This window comes from Streptomyces sp. NPDC101225 (assembly GCF_044767585.1).
Taxonomy (GTDB): Bacteria; Actinomycetota; Actinomycetes; order Streptomycetales; family Streptomycetaceae; genus Streptomyces.
On sequence record NZ_JBIWOE010000004.1, the window covers coordinates 284,185 to 301,565 of the forward strand.

General features: G+C 70.9%; 18 protein-coding genes and 1 tRNA gene. 6 read left to right on the plus strand and 13 right to left on the minus strand.

Translation table 11 applies throughout. The features are described from left to right. Positions 1-93 precede the first annotated feature (93 nt). A complete protein-coding gene (locus tag ACIRPX_RS08115; RefSeq protein ID WP_404189934.1) occupies positions 94-867 on the plus strand; it encodes a LuxR C-terminal-related transcriptional regulator in 774 nt (257 codons plus the stop codon). Positions 868-900: 33 nt separating this feature from the next. Here ACIRPX_RS08115 and tamR read toward each other — a convergent pair whose 3' ends face one another. Continuing rightward, a complete protein-coding gene (gene tamR / locus ACIRPX_RS08120) occupies positions 901-1,398 on the minus strand; it encodes a MarR family transcriptional regulator TamR (protein ID WP_404189937.1) in 498 nt (165 codons plus the stop codon). A 115-nt stretch (positions 1,399-1,513) separates the two neighbouring features. Between tamR and ACIRPX_RS08125 the strand changes: the two genes are divergently transcribed. The 3 genes from ACIRPX_RS08125 (at position 1,514) to ACIRPX_RS08135 (ending at position 2,942) form a co-directional block, all read left to right on the plus strand. Further along, positions 1,514-2,329: a trans-aconitate 2-methyltransferase gene (locus tag ACIRPX_RS08125; RefSeq protein WP_404189940.1), complete on the plus strand. Its 816-nt coding sequence runs from the start codon at positions 1,514-1,516 to the stop codon at positions 2,327-2,329. 4 nt (positions 2,330-2,333) lie between these two features. After that, positions 2,334-2,702 carry a VOC family protein gene (locus ACIRPX_RS08130; protein ID WP_404189942.1) on the plus strand — a complete coding sequence of 123 codons (369 nt, stop codon included), beginning with the start codon at positions 2,334-2,336 and terminating at the stop codon, positions 2,700-2,702. Between the two features lie 66 nt (positions 2,703-2,768). Next, positions 2,769-2,942: a CsbD family protein gene (locus ACIRPX_RS08135; RefSeq protein ID WP_404189945.1), complete on the plus strand. Its 174-nt coding sequence runs from the start codon at positions 2,769-2,771 to the stop codon at positions 2,940-2,942. Positions 2,943-2,980: 38 nt separating this feature from the next. Here the strand turns inward: ACIRPX_RS08135 and ACIRPX_RS08140 are convergent, their stop codons facing one another. Further along, positions 2,981-3,658: a TetR family transcriptional regulator gene (locus tag ACIRPX_RS08140; protein WP_384263817.1), complete on the minus strand. Its 678-nt coding sequence runs from the start codon at positions 3,656-3,658 to the stop codon at positions 2,981-2,983. Continuing rightward, positions 3,655-4,662, minus strand: coding sequence for an acyl-CoA desaturase (locus ACIRPX_RS08145; RefSeq protein ID WP_404189947.1), 1,008 nt, complete (start codon positions 4,660-4,662; stop codon positions 3,655-3,657). Before ACIRPX_RS08145 ends, ACIRPX_RS08140 begins: the two co-directional genes overlap by 4 nt. A gap of 309 nt (positions 4,663-4,971) precedes the next feature. On the opposite strand from ACIRPX_RS08145, the gene ppc reads away from it, so the two are divergent. Next, positions 4,972-7,701, plus strand: a complete 2,730-nt coding sequence (ppc, locus tag ACIRPX_RS08150) for a phosphoenolpyruvate carboxylase (RefSeq protein ID WP_404189949.1) — start codon at positions 4,972-4,974, stop codon at positions 7,699-7,701. 79 nt (positions 7,702-7,780) lie between these two features. Here the strand turns inward: ppc and ACIRPX_RS08155 are convergent, their stop codons facing one another. From ACIRPX_RS08155 to ACIRPX_RS08190, 8 genes are all read right to left on the minus strand, one after another. After that, positions 7,781-8,476: an LPXTG cell wall anchor domain-containing protein gene (locus tag ACIRPX_RS08155; RefSeq protein ID WP_404189952.1), complete on the minus strand. Its 696-nt coding sequence runs from the start codon at positions 8,474-8,476 to the stop codon at positions 7,781-7,783. Between the two features lie 136 nt (positions 8,477-8,612). After that, entirely contained in the window at positions 8,613-9,128 is a 516-nt protein-coding gene (locus ACIRPX_RS08160) for a hypothetical protein (RefSeq protein ID WP_404189955.1), read from the minus strand. 42 nt (positions 9,129-9,170) lie between these two features. Further along, complete coding sequence (pth, locus tag ACIRPX_RS08165; protein WP_404189958.1) at positions 9,171-9,773, minus strand: aminoacyl-tRNA hydrolase; 603 nt, start codon at positions 9,771-9,773, stop codon at positions 9,171-9,173. A gap of 80 nt (positions 9,774-9,853) precedes the next feature. Continuing rightward, positions 9,854-10,456, minus strand: coding sequence for a 50S ribosomal protein L25/general stress protein Ctc (locus ACIRPX_RS08170; protein WP_404189960.1), 603 nt, complete (start codon positions 10,454-10,456; stop codon positions 9,854-9,856). Between the two features lie 207 nt (positions 10,457-10,663). Continuing rightward, positions 10,664-11,638, minus strand: a complete 975-nt coding sequence (locus tag ACIRPX_RS08175; RefSeq protein WP_404189963.1) for a ribose-phosphate diphosphokinase — start codon at positions 11,636-11,638, stop codon at positions 10,664-10,666. A 114-nt stretch (positions 11,639-11,752) separates the two neighbouring features. Beyond that, on the minus strand, positions 11,753-13,201 hold the full coding sequence (glmU, locus tag ACIRPX_RS08180; protein ID WP_404189966.1) for a bifunctional UDP-N-acetylglucosamine diphosphorylase/glucosamine-1-phosphate N-acetyltransferase GlmU: 1,449 nt from the start codon (positions 13,199-13,201) through the stop codon (positions 11,753-11,755). Between the two features lie 111 nt (positions 13,202-13,312). After that, positions 13,313-13,385: transfer RNA gene (locus tag ACIRPX_RS08185), tRNA-Gln, on the minus strand. A 15-nt stretch (positions 13,386-13,400) separates the two neighbouring features. After that, positions 13,401-14,261 carry a hypothetical protein gene (locus ACIRPX_RS08190; protein WP_404189969.1) on the minus strand — a complete coding sequence of 287 codons (861 nt, stop codon included), beginning with the start codon at positions 14,259-14,261 and terminating at the stop codon, positions 13,401-13,403. Between the two features lie 167 nt (positions 14,262-14,428). Here ACIRPX_RS08190 and ACIRPX_RS08195 point away from each other — a divergent pair, with 167 nt between their 5' ends. Beyond that, positions 14,429-15,736 (plus strand): sensor histidine kinase, encoded by a 1,308-nt coding sequence (locus ACIRPX_RS08195; protein ID WP_404189971.1) that lies wholly within the window; start codon positions 14,429-14,431, stop codon positions 15,734-15,736. 156 nt (positions 15,737-15,892) lie between these two features. Here the strand turns inward: ACIRPX_RS08195 and ACIRPX_RS08200 are convergent, their stop codons facing one another. Both ACIRPX_RS08200 and ACIRPX_RS08205 read right to left on the minus strand, forming a co-directional pair. Next, positions 15,893-16,387, minus strand: coding sequence for an SUKH-3 domain-containing protein (locus ACIRPX_RS08200; RefSeq protein WP_404189973.1), 495 nt, complete (start codon positions 16,385-16,387; stop codon positions 15,893-15,895). 78 nt (positions 16,388-16,465) lie between these two features. Next, positions 16,466-17,023 carry a YwqJ-related putative deaminase gene (locus ACIRPX_RS08205; RefSeq protein ID WP_404189976.1) on the minus strand — a complete coding sequence of 186 codons (558 nt, stop codon included), beginning with the start codon at positions 17,021-17,023 and terminating at the stop codon, positions 16,466-16,468. Positions 17,024-17,381 lie beyond the last annotated feature (358 nt).

Here is a 17,381-nt window from a genome sequence, read left to right on the forward strand (position 1 = left end):
CCTGGGATCACTTCGGGCGCCGTACCTGCGCCCGCGTGGTCTCCCGCCGATGGGGTATCCCCTGCTCTTCGAGAGCTTGGGGAAGGGGGTTTCGTGGTTCGCATCCGAGTCCTGGTCGTGGACGACCATCGCATCTTCGCCGAGTCGCTCGCGGCGGCCCTTGCGGCCGAGCCCGACGTCGACGTGTCCGCGGCCGGAAGTGGTCCCGCCGCCCTGCGCAGCCTGGAGCGCGCGGCGGCCGAGGGACGCCGGTTCGACGTCCTGCTCGTCGACTCCGACCTGGGCGGCAACGTGCCGGGCATCCGGCCGGCCGTACCCGTGCAGGACAACGACGAGGACGGACTCGTCGACGGGATCTCGCTGGTGGCCGGCGTGCGCGCCGCGCAGCAGGGTGTCCGCATCGTCGTGCTGGCCGAGAAGGACGATCCGCGCCGTGCCGCCCTGGCCCTGCAGGCCGGGGCCTCCGGCTGGGTGGCCAAGGACTGCTCGCTGTCGCGGCTGCTCAACGTCATCCGGGGCGTGCTGCGCGACGAGACGCATCTGCCGCCCGCCCTGCTCACCGGTGTCCTGCGGGAGCTGACCGCCGCCCGCAAGCACCGCACCGAGAGCGAGCGGCTGGTGGAGTCGCTCACCCCGCGAGAGCGCGAGGTGCTGCGCTGCATGGTCGCGGGACTCGGCAGGAAGGCCGTCGCCGAGCGGCTGTTCCTCTCGCCCCACACCGTGCGCACGCACATGCAGAACGTCCTCGGGAAGCTGGGGGTCCACTCGACCCTCGCCGCCGTCGCGCTCGCCCGCCGGGCCGGCGTCGGCCCCGTCGACCTGGGACCCGCCGGGCGGATCATGCCCGAGGAGAGCAGCAGCGCCTGATCACCGCCGCCGGCCCTGGCCCCGGGCCGGCGCTCAGCCGGGGATGTTGTCGAACGGGGCGGTGAGCTGGCGCAGCAGACCGGCCAGTTCGCCCCGCTGGGCCCGCGAGAGCTCGGCGAGGATCGCCCGCTCCTGGTCGAGCAGGCCGGCCAGGGCCTGATCCGCCCTGTCCCGGCCCTCGTCCGTCAGCCGCACCAGGACCCCGCGCCGGTCGCTCGGGTCCGGCAACCGCTCGACCAGGCTCTTCTTCGCCAGGCGGTCGATGCGGTTGGTCATCGTGCCCGAGGTCACCAGGGTCTGCGTCAGCAGCTGCCCCGGCGAGAGCTGGTACGGCGTGCCCGCGCGTCTGAGCGCCGTCAGCACGTCGAACTCCCAGGGCTCCAGGCTGTGCTCGGCGAAGGCCAGCCGGCGTGCCCGGTCCAGGTGCCGGGCCAGTCTGCTCACCCGGCTGAGGACCTCGAGCGGTTCCACATCGAGGTCCGGGCGCTCCCGGCGCCACGCTGCGACCAGCCGATCGACCTCGTCCTCCATGGCGATCAGTGTAGTGGTTGTGTCGACATGAAGTCTCTTGACATCAAGTCTCTTGACATCAAGGTAATTGCCGGGCGAGGCTGGGTACCCGTCCAGTACGCCGAGGAGGCCGCCCATGCCCGCCGCTCCCACCTGGGACCCCGCCCAGTACCTGCGTCACGCCGGCCACCGCGCCCGCCCCTTCGCCGACCTCCTCGCCCGCGTCCCGGACCTGCCCGGCGACCCGCCCCGCATCGCCGACCTCGGCTGCGGCCCCGGCAACGTCACCGTGCTGCTCGCCGAGCGCTGGCCCGCCGCGCACATCACCGGATACGACAACTCGCCCGAGATGCTGGACAGGGCCGACGCCGAGCGCGCCGGACCCACCCCCGGCGGCGGCCGCCTCGACTTCGCCGCCGCCGACGCACGCACCTGGACGCCCCGGCAGCCCTGCGACCTCATCGTCAGCAACGCCACCCTGCAGTGGGTCCCCGGGCACGCCAAGCGGTTCGGGGAGTGGGTCGCGGGCCTGGCGCCGGGCGGCACCTTCGCCTTCCAGGTGCCCGGCAACTTCGACGCCCCCAGCCACCGGCTGATGCGTGAACTCGCCGAGTCCGCGCGCTGGAAGGACCGCCTCGGCGGCCTGCTGCGCCACGGCGACGCCGTCCTCGCGCCGGAGACCTACCTGCGGCGCCTGACCGCGCTCGGCTGCACGGCGGACGTGTGGGAGACGACCTACGTGCATCTCCTGACCGGCGAGGACCCCGTGCTGGACTGGGTGAAGGGAACCGGGCTGCGGCCCGTGCTCACCGCCCTCGCCGGCGACCCGGCGGCCCGGGAGGAGTTCCTCGGCGCCTACCGGGCGGCGCTGCGCGAGGCCTATCCGGCCGGCGAGCACGGCACGCCGTTCCCCTTCCGCCGCATCTTCGCCGTCGCCCGCAAGGAGGCGTAGCCCAGTGATCACCGCTGTCGACCATGTCCAGCTGGCCGCGCCGCCCGGCTCCGAGGACCGGCTGCGGGCGTACTACGTCGATGTCCTCGGGATGACCGAGATCCCCAAGCCGCATGTGCTCGCCGCGCGCGGAGGGTGCTGGTTCCAGGCGGGGACCGTCCAGCTGCACCTCGGGACCGAGGAGGGCTTCCGGCCCGCGAAGAAGGCCCACCCGGGGCTGCGCGTCACCGGCATCGAGCGCTACGGCGCCCGGCTGAGGGCGCACGGGGCGCAGGTGGAGTGGGACGAGAACCTGCCCGGCCACCGGCGGTTCTACTCCAGCGACCCCGTGGGCAACCGGCTGGAGTTCCTGGAGCCGCTGACCGCTGTTTGAGTGGCGGTGGGCGGGCAACCCGGTGGGACGACCGACCGACGTCGAACCTCACGGGGAGTGAGTGGCGTGGCGAACGAAGAGAAGGCCAGGGCCAAGAAGGAACAGATGAAGGGCAAGGCCAAGGAGGCGATGGGCCGGATGGCCGGCAACGAGCGGATGACCGCCGAGGGCAAGGCCGACCAGATGAAGGGCGACGCACGCCAGGCCAAGGAGAAGGGCAAGGACACCTTCAAGCACTGAGCCGGACGCCGAGCGTGTCACCGTACAGGGCGCCGGAGTCAGTGCTTCCGGCGCCCTATCAGGTGCGGCTTCGCCTCCAGCCCGTCCAGGCCGTGCCACGCCAGGTTCACCAGATGCGCGGCGACCTCGGCCTTCTTCGGGCGGCGGACGTCCAGCCACCACTGGCCGGTCAGCGCGACCATGCCGACCAGCGCCTGCGCGTACAGCGGGGCCAGCTTGGGGTCGAAGCCGCGGCTCTTGAACTCCCGGCCCAGGATGTCCTCCACCTGGGTCGCGATGTCCGAGATCAGCGAGGCGAAGGAACCGGTCGACTGCGGGATGGGCGAGTCACGCACCAGGATGCGGAAGCCGTCCGTGTACTCCTCGATGTAGTCCAGGAGCGCGAAGGCCGCCTGCTCGCACAGCTCACGGGGATGGCCGGCCGTCAGCGAGCCGGTCACCATGTCCAGCAGGCGCCGCATCTCGCGGTCCACCACCACCGCGTACAGCCCTTCCTTGCCGCCGAAGTGCTCGTAGACCACCGGCTTGGAGACGCCGGCCTTCGCCGCGATCTCCTCCACCGACGTGCCCTCGAAGCCCTTGGCGGCGAACAGGGTGCGGCCGATCTCCAGGAGCTGCTGACGGCGCTCCGCCCCCGTCATCCGGGTGCGGCGCGCCCGCCGCGGCTTCTCATTGCTCGGGGTGCTGCTGGGATCGGTCGCCACGGCGTCAATCATGCCGCCTCGGCGGTCTCCTTCCGGCGCCCGGAGCCTCCTTCGCCGGTGTTACGGCGCGAATCGATACGCGAGCGTGACGGCCAGCGCACGTCGTACGCCCAGCCCAACTGCTCGCACCAGCGGATGATGCGCGCCGAGGAGTCCAGCTGGCCGCGCTCCACCCCGTGCCGTGCGGAGGTCGGATCGGCGTGGTGCAGGTTGTGCCAGGACTCGCCGCAGGAGAGCACGGCCAGCCACCACACGTTGCCCGAGCGGTCCCGCGACTTGAAGGGGCGCTTGCCGACCGCGTGGCAGATCGAGTTGATCGACCAGGTCACGTGGTGCAGCAGAGCCACCCGGACGAGCGAACCCCAGAAGAACGCGGTGAACGCGCCCCACCAGGACCAGGTGGCCAGACCGCCGATCAGGGCGGGCAGGGCGAGCGAGAGGATCGTCCAGTAGACGAACTGCCGGGAGATCGCGCGGATCGCCGGGTCCTTGATCAGGTCCGGGGCGTACTTCTCCTGCGGCGTCTGCTCCTCGTCGAACATCCAGCCGATGTGCGCCCACCACAGGCCCTTCGTCAGGGCCGGGAGGGTCTCGCCGAAACGCCACGGGGAGTGCGGGTCGCCCTCGGCGTCGGAGAACTTGTGGTGCTTGCGGTGGTCGGCCACCCAGCGCACGATCGGGCCCTCCACGGCCAGCGAGCCCGCGATCGCCAGCGCGATCCGCAGCGGCCGCTTCGCCTTGAACGAGCCATGGGTGAAGTAGCGGTGGAAGCCGATCGTGATGCCGTGGCAGCCGATGTAGTAGAAGAGGACCAGCAGGCCCAGATCCAGCCAGCTCACACCCCAGCCCCAGGCCAGCGGTACCGCGGCGACGAGTGCCAGGAACGGGACGACGATGAACAGCAGCAGCGCGATCTGCTCGATCGACCGCTTCTTCTCGCCGCCCAGCGTGGCGGATGATGGGAGGGTGTCGGTCGCCTTCGGGGCGTCGTCGATCACATCGGAGCTCGTGGTCATGGGCGTCCCCTGTGGGGTCGATGGTTGAGGCAGGTGCCGGTTCGGCTGCGGGAACCGTGCCCAGGTTCCGTTACAACGGTTCCTACGGTTCCGTAACCTACGGCGTCGTAAGTATGTCAGCGAGTCGCCCGGCGGCCGAGCCCGCAATACTGCGCGTCCGCGTGGACACCTATCCTTGGAGTCGGTCGGACAGCGCGGTCCGCTCAGATTCCTTCCCGGATGTCAGGACCGTATGCGGCGATGGCCGCGCGGCCCCCTGGCGCCGGGTTCCCCCCTGGACGAGCTTCAACACTGCAAGGAGCCGCACCTGTGAGCAGTGCCGACGACCAGACCACGACGACCAGCGAGCTGCGCGCCGACATCCGCCGGCTCGGCGACCTCCTCGGCGAGACCCTCGTCCGGCAGGAGGGTCCCGAACTCCTCGACCTGGTCGAGAAGGTCCGCCGCCTCACCCGCGAGGACGGAGAGGCCGCCGCCGAGCTGCTGCGCGGCACCGAACTGCAGACCGCGGCCAAGCTGGTCCGCGCCTTCTCCACCTACTTCCACCTGGCCAACGTCACCGAGCAGGTGCACCGTGGCCGCGAGCTGCGCGAGCGCCGCGCCGCCGAGGGCGGTCTGCTCGCCCGCACCGCCGACCGGCTCAAGGACGCCGACCCGGAGCACCTGCGCCAGACCGTCCGGCACCTCAACGTCCGGCCCGTCTTCACGGCGCACCCCACCGAGGCCGCGCGCCGCTCGGTCCTCAACAAGCTCCGGCGCATCGCCGCGCTCCTGGAGACCCCGGTCATCGAGGCCGACCGCCGCCGCCACGACACCCGGCTGGCCGAGAACATCGACCTCGTCTGGCAGACCGACGAACTGCGCGTCGTGCGCCCCGAGCCCGCCGACGAGGCCCGTAACGCCATCTACTACCTCGACGAGCTGCACGCCGGCGCCGTCGGCGACGTGCTGGAGGACCTGACCGCCGAGCTGGAGCGCGTCGGCGTCCGGCTCCCCGACGCCACCCGCCCGCTGACCTTCGGCACCTGGATCGGCGGCGACCGCGACGGCAACCCGAACGTCACCCCCCAGGTCACCTGGGACGTGCTGATCCTCCAGCACGAGCACGGCATCAACGACGCCCTGGACCAGATCGACGAGCTCCGGCACTTCCTGTCGAACTCCATCCGCTACACGGGCGCCACCCAGGAACTCCTGGACTCCCTCCAGGCCGACCTCGACCGGCTGCCCGAGATCAGCCCCCGCTACAAGCGCCTGAACGCCGAGGAGCCCTACCGGCTCAAGGCCACCTGCATCCGGCAGAAGCTGGAGAACACCAAGCAGCGCCTGGCCAACGGCACCCCGCACCAGGCCGGCCGCGACTACCTCGGCACGAGCGAGCTGCTCCAGGACCTCACCCTGATCCAGAGCTCCCTGCGCGAGCACCGGGGCGGGCTCTTCGCCGACGGCCGGATGAACCGCACCATCCGCACCCTGGCCGCCTTCGGCCTCCAGCTCGCCACCATGGACGTACGCGAGCACGCGGACGCCCACCACCACGCCCTCGGCCAGCTCTTCGACCGCCTCGGCGAGGAGTCCTGGCGCTACGCCGACATGCCCCGCGAGTACCGGGCCAAGCTCCTCGCCAAGGAGCTGCGCTCCCGCAGGCCGCTCGCGCCCACCCCGGCGCCCGTGGACGCGCCCGGCGAGAAGACCCTCGGCGTCTTCCAGACCGTGAAGCGGGCCCTGGAGGTCTTCGGGCCCGAGGTCGTGGAGTCCTACATCATCTCCATGTGCCAGGGCGCCGACGACGTCTTCGCCGCGGCCGTCCTCGCCCGCGAGGCGGGCCTGCTCGACCTGCACGCCGGCTGGGCGAGGATCGGCATCGTGCCGCTGCTGGAGACCACCGACGAGCTCAAGGCCGCCGACACGATTCTGGAGGACATGCTCTCCGACCCGTCCTACCGGCGCCTCGTCGCGCTGAGGGGCGACGTCCAGGAGGTCATGCTCGGCTACTCCGACTCCTCCAAGTTCGGCGGCATCACCACCAGCCAGTGGGAGATCCACCGGGCGCAGCGCCGGCTGCGTGACGTCGCGCACCGCTACGGCGTCCGGCTGCGCCTCTTCCACGGCCGCGGCGGCACCGTCGGCCGCGGCGGCGGCCCCTCCCACGACGCGATCCTCGCCCAGCCCTGGGGCACCCTGGAGGGCGAGATCAAGGTCACCGAGCAGGGCGAGGTCATCTCCGACAAGTACCTCGTGCCGTCCCTGGCCAGGGAGAACCTTGAGCTGACGGTCGCGGCGACCCTGCAGGCCTCCGCGCTGCACACCGCCCCGCGCCAGTCCGTCGAGTCCCTCGCCCGCTGGGACGCCGCCATGGACGTCGTCTCCGACGCCGCCCACGCCGCCTACCGCAGACTCGTCGAGGACCCCGACCTGCCGACGTACTTCCTCGTCTCCACGCCGGTCGACCAGCTCGCCGACCTGCACCTGGGCTCGCGGCCCTCCCGCCGCCCCGGCTCGGGCGTCTCGCTGGACGGACTGCGCGCCATCCCGTGGGTGTTCGGCTGGACCCAGTCCCGGCAGATCGTGCCCGGCTGGTTCGGCGTCGGCTCCGGCCTGAAGGCGCTGCGCGAGGCCGGCCTGGACACCGTCCTCGACGAGATGCACGAACAGTGGCACTTCTTCCGCAACTTCATCTCCAACGTCGAGATGACGCTCGCCAAGACCGACCTGCGGATCGCCGCACACTACGTCGACACCCTCGTGCCGGACGAACTCAAGCACGTCTTCGACACCATCAAGGCCGAGCACGAGCTGACCGTGCGCGAGGTGCTGCGGGTGACCGGGGAGGACGAACTGCTCGACGCGCAGCCGGTGCTGAAGCAGACCTTCGGCATCCGCGACGCCTACCTGGACCCGATCTCCTACCTCCAGGTGACGCTCCTCAAGCGCCAGCGCGACGCCGCGGCCGCCGGTGAGGAGCCCGACCCGCTGCTCTCCCGCGCCCTGCTCCTGACGGTCAACGGCGTGGCGGCGGGCCTGCGCAACACCGGCTGACCCCCGCACGCACCAGAGTGCCCCCGAGTTCCGTACGGAGCTCGGGGGCACCCCTTTTCTCCGGTGCTGACCGGTCAGGTCAGGCCCGGCGCCGGCGCGCCACCAGGTAGCCGCCGCCCGCCACCAGCGCGGCCGCCAGACCGGAGAGCAGGCCCACCGGGGCGCCGTTGCCCGTCTCGGCGAGGTTGCCGGAGCCGCTGCCGCCCTGGGCGGACGGCGAGGCGGACGCGGCGGGCGCCCCGCCGGCCGACTCGCTCGGGGAGGCCGCGGGGGAGGAGGTCTCCGCGGCCGGCGAGGAGGACTCGGAGCCCGGCGTGGAGGCGGACGCGGACGCCGTGGGCGTCGTGCCGCCACCGCCCTGCGAGTCCTCGCAGTCCGTCCAGAACACCTTGTGCTTGGCGGCGCCCTTCTCACCGTCGAAGTTCCAGAACAGCTTGTAATGGCCGTCGGGCAGCGACAGGTCCTCCGTGCGGCCGTCGCCCTCGGTGTCGAGGGTGATGGCGCCGGTCTTCACCGTCTCGCCCTTGCTGTGCGCGGTCGGGGCCCAGGCCTCGATGTGCCAGTCGACCTGCTGGACCCCGTCGAAGCCGAAGGCGTCCAGGTAGAACGTGCAGACGTGCGGCTCGTTGCGCCGCAGTTCGTCGCCGGTCTTCGCGTCGTGGATCTTCACCGTCCCGTTGTCACCGGGGGCGGTGGCGTGAGCGGCGACCGGGGCGCAGAACAGCGCGGCCGCGGCGACGGCGGACAGTGCGCCGGCGCGGATGAGGGTACGCATGGGGCAGTTCCATCTTCGAGTTGCGGACGGGAAGATGTGGAGGGGGCGGCTCAGCATCCTGCGACGACTGACCCAAGGTCAATCACGAACGGACAACGGTCGCATCCTCCACATACATGGAGAACAGAGAAAACCGTCAGACGGTGACGAACGCCGCCGTGAGCAGCGCGACCCCCAGGCCCGCCAGCACCCACGCCACCCGCGTCCGCCGCAGCCCGCCCGCCACGACCACCGACGCGAGCAGCAGCGCCCCGCCCATCGGCACCCACGCGTACAGAATCCCGGCCGGACCCGAGCGGAGCACCTCGTCACCGCCCGGCTTCACCACCACCGCGTACGTCCGCCCCTTGCGCACCGCGACCGACTTCCCGATGACGACCCGGTCCGGTCCGGGCGAACCCGCCGAGGCGGGCGTGAAGGGGCCGGTGCAGGTGTCCTGACCACACCGCGTCACCTCGATCGTGCCCCGCTCCCGCCCCTTGGTGAGCATCACGTACGGAGCGGTCCGCCACGACGCCCACACACCCGCGATCAGGATCAGCGCCGCGACCGCCCCCATCGCCGCGATCCGCCCGAACCGCAGGGCGGAGACCGATGCCTGGCGGGAGACCTGACGGGAGGACCTGGTGCTGGCGGGCATGGCCGGGATCATTGGCCATGCCCCTGCGAACGGTCAACTCCGGTGGGTGACAAGTCAGGAGTTGTACGTGCTTTGCGCCCGCTCCAGCCCCTCGATGACCAGACACTCCACGGCGTCCGCCGCCCGGTCCACGAAGTAGTCCAGCTCCTTGCGCTCCGCCGAGGAGAAATCCTTCAGCACGAAGTCCGCCACCGGCATCCGCCCCGGCGGACGCCCGATCCCGAACCGCACCCGGTGGTAGTCGGCGCCCATCGCCTTCGTCATCGACTTCAGGCCGTTGTGCCCGTTGTCCCCGCCGCCCAGCTTCAGCCGCAGCGCGCCGAAATCGATGTCCAGCTCGTCGTGGACCGCCACGATGTTCGCCACCGGGACCTTGTAGAACTCCCGCAGCGCGTTCACCGGCCCGCCCGACAGGTTCATGTACGACATCGGCTTGGCGAGGACCACCCGCCGGTTCGCCGGCCCGGGCGGCCCGATCCGGCCCTCGACCACCTGCGCCTGCGCCCTGCCCGCCCGCTTGAACCTCCCCCCGATCCGCTCGGCCAGCAGATCGGCCACCAGGAACCCGACGTTGTGCCGGTTGCCGGCGTACTCGGGCCCGGGATTGCCCAGACCGACGACCAGCCAGGGGCCGCCCACGGGGGTGCTCACGTCCATGTCTCCTTGATACGCGCCAGCCGCTGTCCCGGCCGTGAACGACCGGGACAGCGGCTGACCGACGATGAAACGGGTGAGGATCAGGCCTCGGCGACGGCCTCGTCGGACTCCGCGCCTTCCTCGCCCTCCGCGGCCTCCTCGGCCTGCGCGGACAGGACCTGCAGGACGACGGCGTCCTCCTCGACGGCCAGCGTCACGCCGGACGGCAGGGCGATGTCCTTGGCGTGGACGGAGGCACCGGCCTCCAGGCCCTCGATCGAGACGGACACGGACTCGGGGATGTGCGTGGCCTCGGCCTCGACCGGCAGCGCGTTCAGGACGTGCTCCAGCAGGTAGCCGCCCGGGGCCAGCTCGCCCTCGGTGTGCACCGGGATCTCGACCGTGACCTTCTCGCCGCGCTTGACCAGCAGCAGGTCGACGTGCTCCAGGAAGCCCTTGATCGGGTCACGCTGCACGGACTTCGGGATCGCCAGCTCGTTGGTCTTGCCGTCGATGTCCAGGGAGATCAGGACGTTCGGCGTACGCAGCGCCAGCAGCAGGTCGTGGCCCGGGAGGGTCAGGTGCAGCGGGTCGGAACCGTGGCCGTAGAGCACACCGGGAACCTTGTCGGCACGGCGGATGCGGCGGGCGGCACCCTTGCCGAACTCGGTACGCGTCTCGGCGGCGAGCTTCACCTCGGACATGATCACTCCTCGTGGAAAACAGGAACAAACGTGGTCACCCGGCCACGAACGGCCTGCTACGAAGAGCGCGTCGATAACGGATCGCCGTACCTCGCCAGAACGAGAACGGCCTCCCTCGCCGAGCAACTGCAGCAGTCTACTCGGACAGGGAGGCCGCACCCAAAAGGATCTCCACCGGCTGTGCAGAACCCTTACTGCACCGCGCTTCTACTGCTCGTCGAACAGGCTCGTCACCGAACCGTCCTCGAACACCTCGCGCACCGCGCTCGCGATCGTCGGCGCGATCGACAGCACCGTGATCTTGTCCAGCTCCAGCTCGCTCGGCGTCGGCAGCGTGTTCGTGAACACGAACTCGCTCACCTTCGAATTCTTCAGCCGGTCCGCCGCCGGCCCCGACAGCACACCGTGCGTCGCCGTCACGATGACATCCTCCGCACCATGCGCGAACAACGCGTCCGCCGCCGCACAGATCGTGCCGCCCGTGTCGATCATGTCGTCGACCAGGACACACACCCGGCCCTCCACCTCACCGACCACCTCGTGCACGGTGACCTGGTTGGCGACGTCCTTGTCCCGGCGCTTGTGCACGATCGCCAGCGGCGCGCCCAGACGGTCGCACCAGCGGTCCGCGACCCGCACCCGGCCCGCGTCCGGCGAGACCACCGTCAGCTTGTCCCGGTCCACCTTCGCCCCCACGTAGTCCGCGAGCAGCGGCAGCGCGAAGAGATGGTCCACCGGACCGTCGAAGAAGCCCTGGATCTGGTCGGTGTGCAGATCCACCGTCAGGATCCGGTCCGCGCCCGCGCACTTCATCAGGTCCGCGACCAGACGCGCCGAGATCGGTTCACGGCCACGGTGCTTCTTGTCCTGCCGCGCGTAACCGTAGAACGGCACGATGACCGTGATGGAGCGGGCCGACGCACGCTTCAGCGCGTCGATCATGATCAGCTGCTCCATGATCCACTTGTTGATCGGAGCGGTGTGGCTCTGGATCAGGAAGCAGTCCGCGCCACGCGCCGACTCCTGATACCGCACATAGATCTCACCGTTGGCGAAGTCGAAGGCCTTCGTCGGGACGACCCCGACACCCAGCTGCTGGGCGACCTCCTCGGCAAGCTCGGGGTGGGCGCGGCCGGAGAAGAACATCATCTTCTTCTCGCCGGTCGTCTTGATCCCGGTCACAGCACTGTCTCCTCAGAGGTCTTCAGCTGGAGGCGATGCGAGGTGTCTCAGCTGGTGGCGGTACGGGTGTGTGCAGATATCACGGTACGCCGTGTTTGACGCACCCGAATCCGGTCAGTCTTCGCCCTCGTCCTGCCGGGCGGCCGCCTCGGCGGCCTTCGCCGCGGCGCTCCCCGGGCGCTTACGAGCCACCCAGCCCTCGATATTCCGCTGCTGACCACGGGCCACGGCCAGCGAACCGGGCGGCACGTCCTTCGTGATCACGGACCCGGCGGCGGTGTACGAGCCGTCCCCGACCGTGACAGGAGCCACAAACATGTTGTCCGAACCCGTACGGCAGTGCGACCCCACCGTGGTGTGGTGCTTCTCCTGCCCGTCGTAGTTCACGAACACACTGGCGGCACCGATGTTGGTGTACTCACCGATCGTCGCGTCACCGACGTAGGACAGATGCGGAACCTTCGTCCCCTCGCCGATCGCCGCGTTCTTCGTCTCGACGTACGTACCCACCTTGGACTTCGCACCGAGCCGCGTGCCGGGCCGCAGATAGGCGTACGGACCCACCGTCGCCTCCGCACCCACCACCGCGCCGTCGGCCACCGTGTTGTCCACCCGCGCGCCCGCCTCCACCCGGGTGTCCTTCAGACGGCAGTTGGGGCCGACCTCCGCACCCTCACCCAGATGCGTCGCACCGTGCAGCTGCGTCCCCGGGTGGACGACCGCGTCCTGCTCGAAGGTGACACCGACGTCGACCCACGTGGTCGCCGGATCGACGACCGTGACCCCGTCGAGCATGGCGCGCGTGAGCAGCCGGTCGTTCAGGATCCGCCGGGCCTCGCTCAGCTGCACCCGGTTGTTGATCCCGGCGATCTCACGGTGGTCGCCGGCGACCGACGCGCCGACACGGTGCCCGGCCTCCCGCAGGATGCCGAGGACGTCGGTGAGGTACTCCTCACCCTGACTGTTGTCCGTCCGCACCTTCTTGAGGGCATCGGCGAGCAACTGCCCGTCGAAGGCGAAGACACCGGAGTTGATCTCACGGATGGAGCGCTGCGCCTCGGTGGCGTCCTTGTGCTCGACGATCTCGGTGACGGCACCGGTGTCCTCGTCCCGCACGATGCGGCCGTAACCGGTGGCGTCGGGAACCTCGGCGCTCAGCACGGTGACGGCGTTGCCCTCGGCGGAGTGGGTCGCCGACAGCGCCCGCAGCGTCCCGCCGGTCAGCAGCGGGGTGTCGCCGCACACGACGACGACGGTTCCGTCGACGCCGCCGCCGAGTTCGTCCAGCGCGATCCGTACGGCGTGACCGGTGCCGTTCTGCTCCGCCTGCACGGTGGTGCGCACGGCCGGGTCGATCTCGGCGAGATGCGCGCCGACCTTCTCGCGCGCGTGCCCGACCACGACGACGAGGTTCTCGGGGTCCAACTCACGTGCGGCGGCGAGCACATGGCCCACCAGGCTGCGTCCGCAGAGTTCGTGGAGGACCTTGGGTGTGGCCGATTTCATACGGGTGCCCTCACCCGCTGCGAGAACGACGACGGCTGCCGGGCGAATGGCGCTCACGGGGTTGCCCTTCGGCTTTGGACGGGTGGGGACAACCGCAGGATACCGGGGCGTTTCGCGGGGGACATGAGAGTGGGCCCTGACAGTGCTGCCAGGGCCCGAACCGAGCAGCTCCGCCAGCTGGATTCGAACCAGCACTACAGGGCTTCAAAGGCCCGCGGGCTACCAGTTACCCCATGGCGGATGGCTGCGTCAGACCTTACCTGAGACGCGCAGGAGCCTGAGTCACCATGCCTTTCCACCAGCCTTCGATCCGGCGGTACAGCTCGGTTCCCTGCGCGACGCGGATCACCAGGCAGCCGCGGTAGTCGTCGCCGACGTTCTTGCGCACCGTCCTGGGGTTGTGCCTCTTGATCGTCGTCTTCTGGAACGCGGAGACATCGACCCCCACCAAGTCGGCCCAGTACCGTTTCGCTCCCTCCACGTCCGCGGTCAGGTGGATCATCACGCGGTACGCCAGGCGCCCGCGATCCACACCGAGCAGGCCGAGCCACGCCAGGTAGAGCTGGATCACGCCGGGGTCGCTGTTGACGAAGATGACGTTCTCGCGGCGGTCGTACGGTTTGTCCTTGCTGCCCTCGGCCCAGTACAGGGCGACGCCCGCCATGAAGAGATCGCGGTCGGACAGCTCGCCGATCTGCTCCTCCGCGGCTTCCTTGGTCCGCCGCCGCTTCTCGTCCCGGATCGCCAGCTCGTGCTCCCACCTCTTCCGCGCCGCCAGCTTCGCCTGCTCCGACGGGGCGCGACGCTCCGGCCTCGGCAGATCCCGTACCCAGAGGGAGATCGAACTCTTCGAGCAGCCCAGTTCGACCTGGATCTGGTCGTACGTGCGGCCCTGGAGCCGCAACTCCCGTGCGCGGTCCCTGAGGTCGTCCTTCGCGTTCGGGCGCCGGGTCCATTCCGGAGGGGGCTCGCCCTCCAGGAGGCGGTTGAGGATGTCGTTGTTGTCGACGTGGAGGCGGTCTCGGATCTGGCGGCGGCTGAGCCCGGCCCGGCGGAGCGTGACCGCTTGTTCCCGCAGCCCCTCGAAGTCGGCGTATCTGGTCGGTGCATGTGCCATGGGCATACCGTCCAGCTGGAATGTGGTCTTCCGGGGTCGAACGGTGAGCGATTCAGCAGTTCGAGGGAAAGTGGGTGGTTTCGTGCCCGCCCGGTCACTCAGTGTGGTGTAGACCCGTCGCGGAAACTCGCCGGAAAACGGGATGCGGACGCCCTTAGGCTGGAGGCATGACCACGACGGGGGAAGAGCACGCCGCGGGCCGGAAGGGGCCGTGGTGGTGGGCCAGGTGGCGCAGCGCGGCACTGGACGTCGGGCTTGCCGTGGCGTCCGCCGTGGAGTGTGCCTTCGAAGGTGTCCGGTTCGCGCGGGACGCGGGCGTCCCCGTGGCCGCGGGCGTCGTCTTCGGGGTGCTCGCCGGCTCGGCGCTGCTCGTGCGGCGGCAGTGGCCGATCGCCGTCGTGCTCGTCTCGATCGCCATCACCCCGGCCCAGATGGGCTATCTGATGGGCATCGTCGGCCTGTACACGCTGGCCGCCTCCGAGCTGCCGCGCCGGATCATCGCCTCGCTGGCGGGGATGTCGCTGGTCGGCATGCTGATCGTGATGTTCGTGCGGGTGCGGCAGGACATGGCGCGGGGGACCTGGGACCTCGGTGACTGGTTCGTGCCGTTCGCGGCCATCACCACCGCCATCGGCATGACCGCGCCGCCGCTGCTGCTCGGCCTGTACGTGGGCGCGCGGCGCCGGCTGATGGAGAGCCTGCGGGAGCGGGCGGACAGTCTTGAGCGGGAGTTGCAGCTGCTGGCCGAGCGCGCGGAGGAGCGGGCCGAGTGGGCGCGCAGCGAGGAGCGGACGCGGATCGCGCGTGAGATGCACGACGTGGTGGCGCACCGGGTGAGTCTGATGGTGGTGCATGCGGCGGCGCTGCAGGCGGTCGCCCGCAAGGATCCGGAGAAGGCCGTGAAGAACGCCGCTCTGGTCGGGGACATGGGGCGGCAGGCGCTGACGGAGCTGCGGGAGATGCTCGGGGTGCTGCGCAGTGGTGGCACGGTGCGCCGGAGCGAGCAGGCGGTGCCGCTGGTGGCGGTGGGGGTGGCCGCGGCGGTGGCGGCGGAGCGGGCCGCCGACGAGGGGGACGGGCCGAGCCTGTCCGAGCTGGAGGAGCTGATCGGGCAGTCGGCGGCCGCGGGGATGGTCGTGCATCTGTCGGTCGAGGGGGACACGCGGGTGTACGGGGCGGAGATCGAGCAGACGGCGTTCCGGGTGGTGCAGGAGGCGCTGACGAACGTCCACAAGCATGCGGCGGGGGCGAAGACGCATGTGCGGCTGGCGCACCGGGCGTCGGAGATCGCGATGCAGGTGGAGAACGAGCCGCCGCCGGAGGTGGCGTCGGCGTCCTCGGCGCGGCTGCCGTCGGGGGGCAACGGCCTGGTGGGGATGAAGGAGCGGGTCACCGCGCTGGGGGGCGTCTTCGTGTCGGGTCCCACGGACGCGGGGGGTTTCCGGGTGTCGGCGGTGATTCCGGCCGGCGCGTGAGGCTGCGCCGGTTGTGCGGGGTGCCGTTCGCCGTGCTGGGTCGTGGGTGCGGCTGCGGCTGTGGCTGCGTGGTGGCTTGTCTCGCCGGTCGCTCGTCTCGGGGTTGTTTGTCTCGCGGTTTCCCGTGCCTGTCCGGGGTGCGGCCGGCGGGGTGTGTCAGCCGGCGGTGAGCCGTACGGGTTCGACGCCCGAGACGAGGCCGCCGAGGGCCTGGTCGATGCCGGGGCCGAGGTACCAGTCGCCCGTGTGATCGAGGGCGTAGACGCGGCCTTCGGTGTCGACGGCGACGAGGGACTGGTGGTCGGTCTCGGTGCCGAGGGGGCTGACCTCGGTGTCGAGGGCGCGGCCGAGGTCGGCGAGGGTGCGGGCCATGTGGAGCCCGTGCAGGGGGTCGATGTGCAGGGTGGTGGGGGCGACCTGGCGGCCGGGTCCGGTGGGTGCGATGTGCAGTCCGCCGAACTCGGCCCACGCCTCGACGGCTGCGGGGAAGACGGCGTGCCGGTGGCCTCCTGGTGAGGTGTGGTCGCGCAGGGTGTCCGCCCAGATCTCGGCCTGCTTTATGTCCCAGCGCCCGGGCTGCCAGCCGGCGGCGCGCAGGGCGGCGTCGACGGGTACGGGGAAGCGCGTGGTCGAGGTGCGGTCGGGGTGCATGTGCCTTCGATCGTGTGGGTGCTGAGGCCGTGCCCGGCCCGGGTGGGGGCGGGCGTCCTGGTGGCCCGTGTCGGGAGGTCAGTCCTCCGGTGCCGTGGGATCGACGACGCGGACGCCGAAGTGGGCGCTGAGTGCGCTGCAGGCGCGGCAGGGGGCGGCGAAGCCGCCGTGCAGGGGGTCGCCGTCCTCGCGGATCCGGCGGGTGGTGAGTTTGGCCTGTTTGAGCGCTTTGCGGGCCTCGCCGTTGGTCATGGGCCTGCGGGCGGCGCGCTTGCTGCGGGCTGCGTCGGCGGAGGCTATGTGGCGGGAGATGAGGATCGTCTCGGCGCAGCGGCCGGTGAAGCGGTCGCGCTGGGCGCTGGTGAGGGTGTCCAGGAAGTCCTGGACCAGGGGATGCAGTGGGGGCGGCTGGTCGCCGCGGGCGGCCGTGCCGGTGAGGGTGGCGCCGCGCACGGAGAGGGCGGCGGCGACGGTGGGGAGTATGCCGTCGCGTCTGTGGCGCAGGGCCGGGGTGGGCGGGTTCTCGGTGGCGCTCCAGCCGATGCGGGGGTCGCCGGAGGTACCGCGGGGGTCGCCGGAGGTACCGGTGTGCGGTGCGGTGTCCGGTCCCGTCTGCGTCACGTTCATGATCGTCATCCCCTCCCGAGCTTCCCCCGGACGTCACAGAGTGCCAAATTGCGTGGCTGGTGCGGAAGCTGGGGCGGTGCGACACGCCAGGGTTTGGGCAGGCTGTCACGGCGGGGTGACGGCTGGTCACGGAAGCGGAGGGCGGCTGACCGGTGCCCGGTGACCGGCGCGGTCGTACCGCATAGGCTGTCGGCACCGCGGTCCGTGCGGTCGGTGCGTGGTGACACACGCGGTGGCGCGTGGTGACGGGCGCGGTGACGGTCGAGACGCCAAGTCGAGACGGACGAGACAGTCGATACGGGGCGCAGTGGACGGTGTGGAGCCGGCCGCTGGGCGCCGTACCAGAGTGCCGCAGGGGGCAACCGCC

What these genes read in the sequence shown, in the direction of transcription:
- tamR (WP_404189937.1), bottom strand. Translation starts at nt 1,398, where the DNA reads ATGGAGGACGAGGTCGATCGGCTGGTCGCAGCGTGGCGCCGGGAGCGC.
- ACIRPX_RS08125 (WP_404189940.1), top strand. Translation starts at nt 1,514, where the DNA reads ATGCCCGCCGCTCCCACCTGGGACCCCGCCCAGTACCTGCGTCACGCC.
- ACIRPX_RS08140 (WP_384263817.1), bottom strand. Translation starts at nt 3,658, where the DNA reads ATGATTGACGCCGTGGCGACCGATCCCAGCAGCACCCCGAGCAATGAG.
- ACIRPX_RS08145 (WP_404189947.1), bottom strand. Translation starts at nt 4,662, where the DNA reads ATGACCACGAGCTCCGATGTGATCGACGACGCCCCGAAGGCGACCGAC.
- ACIRPX_RS08155 (WP_404189952.1), bottom strand. Translation starts at nt 8,476, where the DNA reads ATGCGTACCCTCATCCGCGCCGGCGCACTGTCCGCCGTCGCCGCGGCC.
- ACIRPX_RS08160 (WP_404189955.1), bottom strand. Translation starts at nt 9,128, where the DNA reads ATGATCCCGGCCATGCCCGCCAGCACCAGGTCCTCCCGTCAGGTCTCC.
- pth (WP_404189958.1), bottom strand. Translation starts at nt 9,773, where the DNA reads ATGGACGTGAGCACCCCCGTGGGCGGCCCCTGGCTGGTCGTCGGTCTG.
- ACIRPX_RS08170 (WP_404189960.1), bottom strand. Translation starts at nt 10,456, where the DNA reads ATGTCCGAGGTGAAGCTCGCCGCCGAGACGCGTACCGAGTTCGGCAAG.
- ACIRPX_RS08190 (WP_404189969.1), bottom strand. Translation starts at nt 14,261, where the DNA reads ATGGCACATGCACCGACCAGATACGCCGACTTCGAGGGGCTGCGGGAA.
- ACIRPX_RS08195 (WP_404189971.1), top strand. Translation starts at nt 14,429, where the DNA reads ATGACCACGACGGGGGAAGAGCACGCCGCGGGCCGGAAGGGGCCGTGG.
- ACIRPX_RS08200 (WP_404189973.1), bottom strand. Translation starts at nt 16,387, where the DNA reads ATGCACCCCGACCGCACCTCGACCACGCGCTTCCCCGTACCCGTCGAC.
- ACIRPX_RS08205 (WP_404189976.1), bottom strand. Translation starts at nt 17,023, where the DNA reads ATGACGATCATGAACGTGACGCAGACGGGACCGGACACCGCACCGCAC.